The sequence below is a fragment of the Nostoc piscinale CENA21 genome (genome assembly GCF_001298445.1).
In the GTDB taxonomy this organism is placed as follows: domain Bacteria; phylum Cyanobacteriota; class Cyanobacteriia; order Cyanobacteriales; family Nostocaceae; genus Nostoc_B; species Nostoc_B piscinale_A.
Genome location: NZ_CP012036.1, coordinates 2,881,351 through 2,893,126, shown reverse-complemented (window position 1 = coordinate 2,893,126; position 11,776 = coordinate 2,881,351). Strand labels below are relative to the sequence as shown.

Genomic DNA, 11,776 nt, shown 5'->3' with positions numbered 1-11,776 from the left:
GATATTTTCAGGTAGCAAACAAAATTTTACAAAATTAACCACAGGCAGATTAAACATCTAATAATCCATAGCGTTTTTGTAAATCTAACAATTTCATTCTTGCTTCTCCAGCGTTATCTGCTAAATCGGCAAATTCAACAAAGCGCCGTAGTTCTTTTCTTAATAAATTGCGCTCAACTTCTATGGTTTCCCTGTCTAAATCTGGTGGCAGCACAATCATATCGTAAATAGTCGCCCGTTCCTTACTTGGATGAGGGCGTAAAACTCTGCCCCGACGTTGAATAAATTGGCGAGGATTTCCCGAACTCGATAAAATCACCGCAGTTTTAATTGCGGGAATATCAACGCCCTCATCTAAACAGCGAATGGCGACTAAACCTTGTAACTCGCCATTTTCAAATTGACGGCGTAAAACTTCTCTTTCTGTTAACGGCGTTTGGGCTGTGTAGGTACTAACTTTATAGCCTAAATCTCCTCCCAGAATTTTCACAACGGCTTTGAGTTGTTGTAGAGATGAACGTCCCGTTTCCAATGAACCATCACTGCAATAAAAAAGTGTATGAGTAGTGTCGCGGCGTGTTGCCATTAATTGCCGTAAGGCAGTTAATTTATTGGCGGCTGCACCAATTAATCTCGCCCGTTGCATTAATAAAGGTTTTAAATCTTCGTTATCTTCAAAATTGGGTGAATTTTCAGTTTTGCGTTCTCGATAAAGTAAAGAACGTCCGATTTTTTTAGTTAACTTTAAATAAGCAATGCTTTCGGTTTCCGTTAACTCTACCAAAATTGGATAATACAAATAATGTACCAAAGCTCCTTCGTGCGATCGCATCCCGCAATGTAAACTCTGGTTGCAGCACTGGGCCGAAATAATCAAATAAAGATTGCGTACCGCTATCATCAAAATATCTTTCTGGTGTGGCAGACAAAGCCAACCGCAACCCAACCCGCCGTGGTAAACTTTCTTCTAACTTGGGTGCGCCTAAATTATGGGCTTCATCACCAATAATTAAAGTTTTTGGCGGTAAGTACTTGAGTTGCGATTGAAAGCCTTCACCAATTAATGTCGAGTTGGTAGTAATGATGGTGATAAAGCCTTGAGAACCAGAACGCAAATTGTAAAGTTGGGTAGAAAGTTGACTTTGCCAACTGCGGACATTCTCAAAGGCTAATATCGGTTGTAAATTAAACTTTTCGCATTCTCGCGCCCATTGGGTAACAAGATGACGATAGGGACACACCACCAACAGCACTTGTAAGTTAATTTGCTGGTACAATTCACAAGCGATCGCCAATGCAGTGATAGTTTTACCACTACCAGTCGCCATTTTTAAAGTCCCTCTGCCATTATTCGCAAACCAGTTAGTAACAGCTTGGCGCTGATACTGGCGCAATTGCAGAGATAACGGTATCCTGGGACATCCTGGTAGTGCTTGATGATGGTACTTACCCTTACCTTCCCTAGCAAACGGTATTCTTAGCCGGAAAGTGGGTAGCTGCTGCACTGAATTTTGCGTCAGGTACATAAAAAATCAAAAACAAAGCTGGTGATGAACCCTAATACAAAGTCAAAAGTAAAAAGTCAAAATTTTTTCTTTTGCCTTTTGACTTTTTACTTTTACCTTCAGTTATATCCACGCCAAACGCCAACAAGAGTACCTTGCACCTGTACCTGCATTGCCGAAACTTCAATCGGGCTATACTTTTGGTTAGCAGGTTGGAGAGTAACGCGATCGCCATTGCGGTAAAAACGTTTTAATGTATTACCGTAACCATCAACTCTCGCTGCGACAATTGTGCCATTTTTTAATTGATTTGGTTCTGGGACTGGTCGCAAAAATACCACATCGCCATCAGCAATTAAATCTTCGATCATACTGTCGCCTGTTACCCGCAAAGCATAGGTTTGTGGCGGTAAAGAAAAGTTGCCGAAATCTAAATAATCTACAGCCTCAGTGAAAGGCTCAATTAAACCACCAGCCGCAATATTACCTAAAATCGGTACACCTTGCTTGGCTGGATGTAAAATCCGAATTGTGCGAGCTTTACCTTCAGTCCATTCAATGTAGCCTTTATTTCTTAAATGTTCTAAGCGACTTTGAATTGGTGCTGGCGACTTCAAATTCATCGCTTGCATCATTTGGCGAATTGAAGGAGAATGTTGGTGAAGTCGGATATATTCTGCCAACCATTCATATAATTCTTGCTGCGCTTCTGTTAGTCGTTCCATAATAATTATTGCCAGTAAATACAAATGTCCCTAGAACATTAGTACTACAAAAAATTGCAGATAACAAGATGAAATAAAAAAATAAAAGGCAAAAGAAAGAAAAAGTTTACTTCTTTTGCCTTTTATCTTTTTAATTTTTCCTGTTCACTCAGCCCCCAAAATACTAGCCAACAAGGCTTTTTGTGCATGGAGACGATTTTCAGCCTGATCCCAAACTCGTGAGTGTGAACCTTCAATTACTTCTTCGGTAATTTCTTCACCGCGATGGGCTGGTAAACAATGTAAAACAATAGCATCTTGATCAGCCAAACTCAGCAATTGTTCCGAAATTTGATAAGGTTGAAAAATTGGCATTCGGTCATCAGCTTCTTGTTCTTGACCCATACTTGCCCAAACATCAGTGTAAAGTACAGAGGCATCCTTAGCAGCTAATTCTGGGTCATGAGTTAGCAGAACTTCAGTTTTACCAGCTGCGATCGCTCGTGCTTGTTCTACAATTTTGGCATCAGGTTCAAATCCTTTGGGAGTAGCAACCCTGACATTCATCCCCGCCAAAGCACAACCCAGCATCAAAGAATTTGCCACATTATTGCCATCACCAACATAAGTCAAAGTTAAACCAGCCAACTTCCCAAAACATTCTTGAATTGTCAATAAATCAGCCAATATCTGACAAGGATGTTCCGCATCAGTCAAAGCATTAATTACCGGAATTTTGGCATAGTTAGCGAAAATTTCTAAATCTTCCTGGGCAAAAGTCCGAATTGCCAAAACATCTAAATATCTATCTAACACCCGTGCTGTATCTTGGATCGGTTCGCCGCGACTCACTTGGGTAACATTAGGATGAAGATCAATTACCTGTCCACCCAATTGATACATAGCTACCGTAAAACTCACACGCGTGCGAGTCGAAGCCTTAGAAAACAACAAACCCAACACCTTATTACACCGCAACTTTAGCTGTTGAGATTTCAGTTGCCCAGCCAATTGCAGAATTTCTTGAAGTTCCGTTGGACTGAAGTCCGCCAGACTTAATATATCTCGTCCGATTAACACTGCCATGTTGTTGATCTGTAAAGAACAATTATCTTTGAAGGCAGGAGTTAGGGGGCAGTAGGCATGAGGAAAGGTTTAAGATCGCCACTGAACTTTCCGTTCAGTAACTATTGTTGAGGAAGATTCAGAATCCCCCTCTGCAAAAAACCTTCTGCCTCCTGCCTTCTGCCTCTTGCCTCCTTCATCTATTGCTGTTTCTTTACCTAGCCGTGTCAAAAAAAATACAGTTAATCACTGTATTCAATCTTTTTGCGTCCAGCCCAGGATTTTGAGTTAGCTTTTGCTATGAATATTAATTTATCAACTTTATCGACCCATCAAATCAAGGATTTTTTTGCAGCTTCCTCTAGACAAACATTAAGTCTGTGCTATAATTAGAAATCGGTGATGCTTAATTACAACGCCAGCATAGCACAGTGGTAGTGCATCCGACTTGTAATCGGAAGGTCGCAGGTTCAAATCCAGCTGCTGGCTTTAATTGAAAAATCAATACTTTCAAGAGCCGGAGCCATTTTCTGACGCTCTTTCAAATCATCTCTAGCCGCTAACCGGGATGGTCGTTGAAACTGAGCCGAGTTTCACTTTAACTCGGATGATGTTATTTCAACCCACCCCTAGTGTCGAATAACTAATAATTAGTCACTGTACAGTATGAGATTATCAGGCGATTGCTAACTAAAACAAACTTTAACAGCACAACTAAATCCTAGCAAAAGCGGACTAGTTAAATTATCTTCTTTATATAAAGTAGCCGCTAATTTTAAAACACCATTTTCTCGACGGTAAATCTCTACTGTTTCTTTTTCGCGGTCAAAAATCCAGTATTCTTGTACACCTTGAACTGAGTATAGTTTTAGTTTTAATTGCTTATCTCGTTTCTTCTGGATTTCCCCAGGAGAAAGCACTTCAATTACTAATTCTGGCGCACCTGTTAAATGTCCAGCCTCATCTAATATTTCTGATAAACGCTCATTACTCACCCAAACTACATCAGGAATTACATTATCACCATCAGTAAAAATAATTCCTACACCAGTAGCCGCATTGCCTAACCCTGTTTCTCTAGACCACAGTTTTAGCTGCGTACAAACATTATCACCAACATTTTGGTGTTTCCACTGACGCGCTCTAGTCACAAATAATTCTCCATCGATTATCTCATAACGCTTGCCATCGTCAGGAAATAATTCTAAGTCGGCAGTTGTCCAACGGACTTTTTCGGATGCAGTGGAAGTCATACAATTTTGGATTTGGGATTTCAGATTTTGGAGTTAGGGAGAGGATATTTTTTTATTCCCTACTCCCTATTCCCTATCTTTAATTTAACTAGCGATCGCCTCTGCTTTTTCTGCCACGGGGACATAAGGTTTTTCTGCGCCTTGTGCCAAATAAGCAGCTAACTGGCTTTCAATTTGGTCGCGGACAATTTGGCGATACTCGATAAAATGTTCGTTGTGGGCGCAAACCGAAAGATAATGTGCAAATACATCAGGGTTACGCTTGATAATACTGAACAAATGATGCCAGAATTTCCACCGAGTTTCCCTAACAATTCCTTGTCGCCAAACTACAATTAACAATGCTTTGAGTTCTACCCATGATGGCATTTTAAAAGGTGCTTTCCACTTAGGCGAACCTAACATTAAAAAACAGCGATAGGTACGGTCTAAATATTTCACGGGGTCGTATAAAGCACAAAAAGCTTCAACGTATTCTCTGGCAAGTTCTTCTAAAGGACGGGTGGGGATAAAGTTCATCAACGTGGTTTGGTTGATGTTACTTTCTGTATTTTCTCGCAATCTACCTTCTTTTTTCAGCCGATGCCACAGTGCTGTATTTGGTAGTGCTTGTAACATAGCGAAGGTAGTTGAGGGAATCCCGGCTTGTTCGGCAAATCGGACGATGCGATCGCCTGCGCCTGCTTTTTCACCATCAAACCCGATAATAAACCCAGCCATTGGCCGCAACCCAGCTTTGATGATGGTTTGCACTGCGTCTGTCAAAGAACTACGGGTATTTTGAAATTTCTTGGTGAGTTGTAAACTATCTTCGTCTGGGGTTTCAATTCCCAAAAATACCGCCGAGAAACCAGACTCAACCATCAATTCCAATAATTCTTCGTCTTGGGCTAAATCGACAGAAGCTTCCGTATCAAATTTAAAGGGATATTGGTGTTCCTCCATCCAGACTTTTAACTCTTTCAGCAACAATTTCACATTCCGCTTGTTACCGATAAAGTTGTCATCCACCATGAACACACCCCGCCGCCAACCCAATTTATAGAGATAATCTAACTCTGCTAATAATTGTTCTGGGGTTTTAGTCCGTGGTTTACGTCCGTATAGAACAATAATGTCGCAAAATTCGCACTGGAAAGGACAACCGCGCGAAAATTGCACCGACATCATGTCATAGGCATTTAATTCTAATAAATCAAAACGGGGTACAGGTGTGGTTGTGACATCAGGTTTTTCTGAAGTGCGGAAAGTTCCAGATTTTTCACCTCTTTGAATTGCTTCCACAAACATTGGTAAAGTGATTTCTCCTTCATCCAAAATCAGAAAATCTGCACCAACATTTTGGACATCATAAGGTGTAGAAGTTGGATAAGGGCCACCAACTGCAACTAACTTGCCGCGACGTTTTGCTTCTTGAATTTGTTCCAATAAATCTTGTTTCTGGACAATCATCGCCGAGAAAATGACTATATCTGCCCATTCCCATTCTGCTTCTGTTGCAGGGCGAATATTGCGATCAACCAGTTTAAATTCCCATTCTTGGGGCAGAATTGCTGCTACAGTAACTAAACCCAAAGGTGGTAGTAAAACTTTGCGATCGACTAAATCCAGAATCTTTTCATAAGACCAAAAGGTTTTAGGAAATATCGGATAAACTAATAAAACTCGCATGTAGTAGCAGACCTCACACTTTGATTGTTATCCCACTCTAGCGGAAATAATTACTTATTGACTTTATATTGGCTTTAGCTTACCGTTAAAGGTTTTGTCTGTGCAATTATTAACTAGACAATATTGTGTCTGATTTTAAAAATATGATGCCTCTCGATGCTTGATGATGTAAGTAAGAGGTCAAGATGGTACAGATACCTGCTAACCCAGAAAACTTATTGATTGAGTTACCTAAAACCGTTACTTTATACGTCACCCCAGAACAGTTCGCCGCATTAGCCGCCGCTAACCGAGACTTGAGACTAGAAAGAACTGCAAAAGGAGAATTAATCGTGAATCCGCCAACAGGTTGGGAAACAGGGAAACGCAATTGGAATATTGCGGGAGAATTGTATTTATGGTGGCGTAATGCAGGTGAACCAGGTCAAGCTTTTGACTCCTCAACTGGTTTTGTCCTACAAAATGGTGCGATTCGTTCTCCTGATGCTTCTTGGGTAAGCCAAGAAGGTTGGCAAGCCCTTACTCCAGAACAAAAAGGAACTTTTGCTAATATCTGCCCGGATTTTGTAGTTGAATTGCGCTCTAGTTCGGATACTCTCAAAACTCTGCAAGAGAAAATGCGGGAGTACATCGATAATGGCGCGAAACTCGGTTGGTTAATCGATCCGCAGCAGCGACGGGTAGAAATTTATCGCCCAAATTCAGCGGTGGAAGTGTTGGAAAATCCGGCTGAGTTGTTGGGTGAAGGAGTTTTACCGGGTTTTTTGTTGAATTTGCGTCGGGTGTGGGATTGAACATAATTGCGTTGCGTAAACGCGGGGTGATTTACCTCACGCGGAGGCACAAAGGCACAAAGAAGAAGAGTTTTAAAAGTTTAATTTAATAAATTTTCTCTCCCAATTATGCAAAGCCGCAATTCATTTTTTCCTCGGCACACCGCTAATTTTCAACACATCACTCATGGTTGCACAATAATTTGGTAAGCCAAAACTTGCTGGATTAACAGCATTTTTATATGTAAAATGACGATAATTCATGCAGAATCTATCCCAAGCTGCCATTTGAATACGGAACACGGCAATAATCAAATTAGCTAATGATATAGATAGAGGGATACGAAAATAAATTTTTTTCCCTAGATAATCACAAACTTCTTCAATTGCTTGATTAACGTATAACCCTGTTTGACCTAAAACTAATTTGCGTTGTTCCTGGGTTTGGGGTGGATTTTCAATTAAATATTCTACAACTGTTGCAATATCTTGTCCGTGGATAAAGTGAAAACTACCGTCTGCTTGTAAAAAGCGAATTAAATTAATATATTTTGTAACTTCTTGAATGCCAGATGTCAGGTGTGAATAGGGTTTGTTGGCATCACCGCCTAAAACTAAGGTAGGAAAAACTGTGGTAATTTTAGGTGCGATCACTAGTTTTTCTTTTTCATGCAAGCATTGATATTTAGAACCGATATAATCTGTGCCAATTTCGCCTGCTTCTTTCAGAGGTTGGTTTTTGTTATCTAACACACTAGCAGTTGAAAAATAAATTACCTGTTGGCAACGTTCTGGATCTAATAAAATTAGCAACTCTAATGTTTTGTTGACATTAATGTCGTAAGTATTCTCTCCACCCCAGGCTGTTGCTGTTAACACTGCGACATCAATTGTAGATAACAAATCTGCAAAGTGTTTAATATCTTGCATATCGCCTTGCAAGACGGTAACACCTGGACGGAATTGTGTATTAACTTGCAGTTTATTGGGGTTTCTAACTAGTAAAAATAGCTCGTGATTAGTATTTTGAATTAATGTTTCTGAGATGTAATGACCAATGCAGCCACTTGCACCTGTGACTAAAATTCTTTTCTGACTCATAATAAGTTTTTTGAATTTAAGATTTAAAAATAAGATTAATTGTTCCGCGCTAGAGCTTATCTTGCCTCTAACATTTCTTCAATTGTCAAATTAATATCAATAGCAATTTGTCTTAGTAACCTTGGTGATATGTCTTTACCTTTGTGAAATGGAACTGTTGTACCTCGTCCATCCGAATGACGGAATTGTTTGTGTTAACTCTTCTGACGCACCTCAAAAAAGCCAAAATTTTCCAGAATCCTAACAACTTCTTGAGGTTTGAGAACGGGAATTTTGCTCATGATTTATCGAATTACAATTTGCTGTGTACCGACAAACTCGGCATCAAAAGCTAAATTTTCATCTTCTAGCAGCATCTCAATTACTTCACGCAAATTTTCGTTTAACTCATCTAATGTTTCACCTTGAGAATGCGCTCCAGGAAAACCAGGAACGTACCCAACATATAGATTTGTGTCAGGATCACGTTCTATGATGGCTGTAAAAGTTCTCATAAAAAATAAATTTTTCTGTCTCAGCAATGCAATTATTATGTCTTTGTGGTTCAAAAATTGTTACCACAAAGACACAAAAGTAGTTAACTCACCAGTGCTGCTGTGCTGAGTTGCTTGGCTGTTTCAAAGAAGAAAGCGACGTTTTCTTCGGGGGTATCTGGGAGTACACCATGACCAAGGTTGAGGATATGACCCCAATTGCCAGCTTTGCGAACGGTATCATAAATGCGATCGCGGATGAACTCTTTGGAACCATAGAGTACACCAGGATCAAGATTACCTTGCACTTTTACGTGCTTGCCTAATCTGGCGCGAGCATCTGCCATGTCTACTGCCCAATCAACTGTAACAATATCCGCACCAGATTGAGCCATTCTTTCCAACACACCTGCACTACCGCTAACCAAAAGAATTAATGGGGTGTCGGGGTGGGTTTGTTTGACTTGCTGGAATACCCGTCTTTGATAAGGCAGAGCAAAGGTATCGTAATCTTGGGGGCTTAATTGTCCTGCCCAAGAATCGAACATTTGCACTACTTGAGCGCCGCAGTCAATTTGGTAACGGGCATAAATTGCGATCGCATCTGCCAATTTTGTCAGCAGTTGGTGTAGAATTGCCGGGTCTGAGAAGGCCAAGTTTTTGATGATGGAATAGGTTTTAGAACCTTTTCCTTCCACTGCGTAAGCAGCTAACGTCCACGGCGCACCGACGAAGCCTAATACTGTTGATTTATTGCCCACTTCTTGGCGTAATGCCTGCAAGATGGGTTTAATAAACGGTAGAGCCGCCTCTGGATCTAAATCATGCAGGCTATCAATTTGTGCTTGAGTGCGAATGGGCGAATGAATGATTGGCCCTTTACCTTCCGCAATGTCCATATCAATGCCCAAACCAGGCAATGGAGTTACAATGTCGGAAAATAAAATCACTCCGTCCGGCTGGAAGGCTTTCCAAGGTTGCAGGGATACTTCAATCGCTACTTCGGGAATTTCGGAGCGATCGCGAAATGAAGGATACTTTTCCCTTAAGTCTCGGTACGCCTTCATATATCGTCCCGCTTGTCGCATCATCCATACGGGGGGACGATCTACTATTTCACCACGAGCAGCCCGCAGGAGATGAGGGGCCGTTGAGGAAACACCCATTTAACACTTCATCCTAAGTCACTTTGTTATGTCAATGTTTAGCTTATCATTCTGAGATTACGCTTTTTCAGAAGGCTTGCTTGAAAAGCCCAAGTCTTAGCTTTACTTAACTTAATATGCAAACCGATTCTAATAATCCAAATCCTTCTAATGTTGCAGCTACTAATAGCAATTCTCCATCAGGCAAATTATTTATACCCCCCAGCCAACGACGTAAGTTTTGTGTATTGTTTACTTTTATGACAATTTTAGGTTGGGTGGTGGGTGGCGTTTTTAGTCTGGCTGTAGAAAGACTGCTCACACAAATTCTAGCTGCATCTGGCTCTTTAGAAATGCAAACATGGGGTTATGGCATAAAATTACTCAGTAATATTGTGTTTGCTGTGGTTTTTGCTACCGACCAAGCATTAGTTATGCGTCGTTATCTTTCTGGTTGGCGATGGATAATTGCAACTACTATTGGTTGGTTAACTGCTGATTGTGTAGCGACAGCCTGGATTAATTATATTGCCTCAATTGCTAATTCTCTTAATGAAACTTTATCTCCTGAGTTAGCAATTATCTTTGGATTTTTATCAACAATTGCTTATATTTTTTCAGGCATTTGGATGGGACTATTGCAATGGTTAGTTATACGCCGTTACACAATCAAATCTTGGTGGTGGAATTTTGTGCCATCAGTTGCTTTTTTGTTAGTTAGTTTGTTGGTTTGGTTGCTATCATTGATGCAAAACTTTATGCCGGAAGCGATATTATATGGCAGTCAACAAGGATTCACAGCAATTATTTTAGGAGTTGTACCAGCTATTGGTTTGTGTAGTTTAAAAAGACGGTTACAACGTCAAACTCAGGCTGGTTAATATCAAAGTATACTTGTAGATTGGGTGTAACGCAGTGAAACCCAAGATCATGTTTGTACAACAAAAGGGTATCACTCCAAACAATCTTTAAAACTATGGGCAATATCAATTCAGTAGTTATTGCTACTGGCACACATGGCAATGAATTTACAGGAATATATCTGGGTAAAAAGTTTGAGCAGTTTCCCAACCTGATTCAGCGTTCTAGTTTTGATACTCGTGTATTCTTGAGTAATCCGAAAGCCTTTGCAGCAGCTAGACGTTATATCGATAAAGATTTAAATCGTTGTTTTGCCAAAGCAGACTTACAAAATTCGCAACTTGCCAGTTATGAAGATATTCTGGCAAAAAATATTTATTATTTGCTAAAAGAAGAGAGTAAAAATAAGCAGCAGGTTCTTATTGATTTACATAGCTCAACTGCGAATATGCAGCTAACTATTATTTTAAAAAGTCAACATCCATTTTTACTGCAATTAGCTACTAAATTAAGTGTAATTAATCCTGAGGTAAAAATTTGTTATTCTCAACCAACAAGAGACTCTAATTATCTTTGCTCTATATCTGAATTGGGTTTTGCCATTGAAGTAGGGCCTGTAGCCCAAGGTGTTTTAAATGCTGAGTTATTCCAAAAAACTGAAGCCTTAATTTATCAAGTTTTAGACTATATAGAAAGTTACAATCAAGGTTTAGCTCAACAAGAAAATAATAGACTTACATTTTATCAATATAGGAATCATATTTGATTTTTGAAAAAAAACAAGAGATAATACGGAGACAGGTAATAAGTATAAGGAAGAACAATGCTGAATCAGCACTTGCAGCAGGCGATCGCTGAACTAGAGGAATTTATAGTTCAAAATATAAATGCCCGTGAAGCGAGAAAAGGATTAGCAGTAAAGCTGGTTTATCAAGGTTACTTATATGAGGAAATCAAGAAAATTCTTGGTGTTTCACTTGGTTCAATAACAGGTTGGAAACAAGTATATGAGGAGAATGGTGTTGATGGTCTAAGACTAAATTATAAAGGAAGAAAAAGCTATTTGAGTAATGAGCAGCGAGAGGAAGTATTGAGTTGGCTTCAAACAAAGGATTATTGGGAAATAGGAGAATTAGAGTATAAACTAGCTTTTGAATACGATGTAGTTTACGAAACGAAAAAAAGTTACTACGATTTGTTTAAAGCAGCAGGAATAAGTTGGAAA

11 protein-coding genes, 1 tRNA gene and 2 pseudogenes are annotated in these 11,776 nt (G+C 39.7%); 5 read left to right on the top strand and 9 right to left on the bottom strand.

Annotated features, from left to right (window positions below; translation table 11 throughout):
* Positions 1-49: 49 nt before the first annotated feature.
* The 3 genes and pseudogenes from ACX27_RS12510 to argF form a co-directional block, all read right to left on the bottom strand.
* A pseudogene (locus ACX27_RS12510) lies at positions 50-1,526 on the bottom strand (DNA phosphorothioation system restriction enzyme).
* Between the two features lie 98 nt (positions 1,527-1,624).
* Positions 1,625-2,230, bottom strand: coding sequence for a transcriptional repressor LexA (gene lexA / locus ACX27_RS12505; RefSeq protein ID WP_062292723.1), 606 nt, complete (start codon positions 2,228-2,230; stop codon positions 1,625-1,627).
* Positions 2,231-2,374: 144 nt separating this feature from the next.
* Complete coding sequence (argF, locus tag ACX27_RS12500) at positions 2,375-3,295, bottom strand: ornithine carbamoyltransferase (protein WP_062292719.1); 921 nt, start codon at positions 3,293-3,295, stop codon at positions 2,375-2,377.
* 396 nt (positions 3,296-3,691) lie between these two features.
* On the opposite strand from argF, the gene ACX27_RS12495 reads away from it, so the two are divergent.
* Positions 3,692-3,763, top strand: a tRNA-Thr gene (locus ACX27_RS12495).
* A 197-nt stretch (positions 3,764-3,960) separates the two neighbouring features.
* Here the strand turns inward: ACX27_RS12495 and ACX27_RS12490 are convergent.
* Both ACX27_RS12490 and ACX27_RS12485 read right to left on the bottom strand, forming a co-directional pair.
* A complete protein-coding gene (locus tag ACX27_RS12490) occupies positions 3,961-4,527 on the bottom strand; it encodes a Uma2 family endonuclease (protein WP_062292716.1) in 567 nt (188 codons plus the stop codon).
* 84 nt (positions 4,528-4,611) lie between these two features.
* A complete protein-coding gene (locus tag ACX27_RS12485; RefSeq protein WP_062292711.1) occupies positions 4,612-6,198 on the bottom strand; it encodes a B12-binding domain-containing radical SAM protein in 1,587 nt (528 codons plus the stop codon).
* A gap of 185 nt (positions 6,199-6,383) precedes the next feature.
* On the opposite strand from ACX27_RS12485, the gene ACX27_RS12480 reads away from it, so the two are divergent.
* Positions 6,384-6,992, top strand: coding sequence for a Uma2 family endonuclease (locus tag ACX27_RS12480; RefSeq protein WP_062292708.1), 609 nt, complete (start codon positions 6,384-6,386; stop codon positions 6,990-6,992).
* A 123-nt stretch (positions 6,993-7,115) separates the two neighbouring features.
* Here ACX27_RS12480 and ACX27_RS12475 read toward each other — a convergent pair whose 3' ends face one another.
* The 4 genes and pseudogenes from ACX27_RS12475 to hemE form a co-directional block, all read right to left on the bottom strand.
* Positions 7,116-8,072 carry an NAD-dependent epimerase/dehydratase family protein gene (locus ACX27_RS12475; RefSeq protein WP_062292705.1) on the bottom strand — a complete coding sequence of 319 codons (957 nt, stop codon included), beginning with the start codon at positions 8,070-8,072 and terminating at the stop codon, positions 7,116-7,118.
* A 56-nt stretch (positions 8,073-8,128) separates the two neighbouring features.
* Positions 8,129-8,254, bottom strand: a pseudogene (locus tag ACX27_RS33730) (type II toxin-antitoxin system HicA family toxin); the annotation flags it as partial.
* 102 nt (positions 8,255-8,356) lie between these two features.
* On the bottom strand, positions 8,357-8,566 hold the full coding sequence (locus tag ACX27_RS12470; protein ID WP_062292702.1) for a type II toxin-antitoxin system HicB family antitoxin: 210 nt from the start codon (positions 8,564-8,566) through the stop codon (positions 8,357-8,359).
* Between the two features lie 83 nt (positions 8,567-8,649).
* Positions 8,650-9,711, bottom strand: coding sequence for a uroporphyrinogen decarboxylase (gene hemE, locus ACX27_RS12465; RefSeq protein WP_062292698.1), 1,062 nt, complete (start codon positions 9,709-9,711; stop codon positions 8,650-8,652).
* A 116-nt stretch (positions 9,712-9,827) separates the two neighbouring features.
* Between hemE and ACX27_RS12460 the strand changes: the two genes are divergently transcribed.
* From ACX27_RS12460 to ACX27_RS12450, 3 genes are all read left to right on the top strand, one after another.
* Complete coding sequence (locus ACX27_RS12460; protein WP_062292695.1) at positions 9,828-10,571, top strand: hypothetical protein; 744 nt, start codon at positions 9,828-9,830, stop codon at positions 10,569-10,571.
* Positions 10,572-10,666: 95 nt separating this feature from the next.
* Complete coding sequence (locus ACX27_RS12455; protein ID WP_235526609.1) at positions 10,667-11,317, top strand: aspartoacylase; 651 nt, start codon at positions 10,667-10,669, stop codon at positions 11,315-11,317.
* Between the two features lie 57 nt (positions 11,318-11,374).
* On the top strand, positions 11,375-11,776 hold a 402-nt coding region (locus ACX27_RS12450), incomplete at its 3' end, for a helix-turn-helix domain-containing protein (protein ID WP_062292692.1).

Excerpts from the sequence above, each read along its gene's own strand:
- hemE (WP_062292698.1), bottom strand. The coding sequence starts at position 9,711 with ATGGGTGTTTCCTCAACGGCCCCTCATCTCCTGCGGGCTGCTCGTGGT.
- ACX27_RS12475 (WP_062292705.1), bottom strand. The coding sequence starts at position 8,072 with ATGAGTCAGAAAAGAATTTTAGTCACAGGTGCAAGTGGCTGCATTGGT.
- argF (WP_062292719.1), bottom strand. The coding sequence starts at position 3,295 with ATGGCAGTGTTAATCGGACGAGATATATTAAGTCTGGCGGACTTCAGT.
- ACX27_RS12490 (WP_062292716.1), bottom strand. The coding sequence starts at position 4,527 with ATGACTTCCACTGCATCCGAAAAAGTCCGTTGGACAACTGCCGACTTA.
- ACX27_RS12485 (WP_062292711.1), bottom strand. The coding sequence starts at position 6,198 with ATGCGAGTTTTATTAGTTTATCCGATATTTCCTAAAACCTTTTGGTCT.
- ACX27_RS12480 (WP_062292708.1), top strand. The coding sequence starts at position 6,384 with ATGGTACAGATACCTGCTAACCCAGAAAACTTATTGATTGAGTTACCT.
- ACX27_RS12470 (WP_062292702.1), bottom strand. The coding sequence starts at position 8,566 with ATGAGAACTTTTACAGCCATCATAGAACGTGATCCTGACACAAATCTA.
- ACX27_RS12455 (WP_235526609.1), top strand. The coding sequence starts at position 10,667 with ATGGGCAATATCAATTCAGTAGTTATTGCTACTGGCACACATGGCAAT.
- ACX27_RS12460 (WP_062292695.1), top strand. The coding sequence starts at position 9,828 with ATGCAAACCGATTCTAATAATCCAAATCCTTCTAATGTTGCAGCTACT.
- lexA (WP_062292723.1), bottom strand. The coding sequence starts at position 2,230 with ATGGAACGACTAACAGAAGCGCAGCAAGAATTATATGAATGGTTGGCA.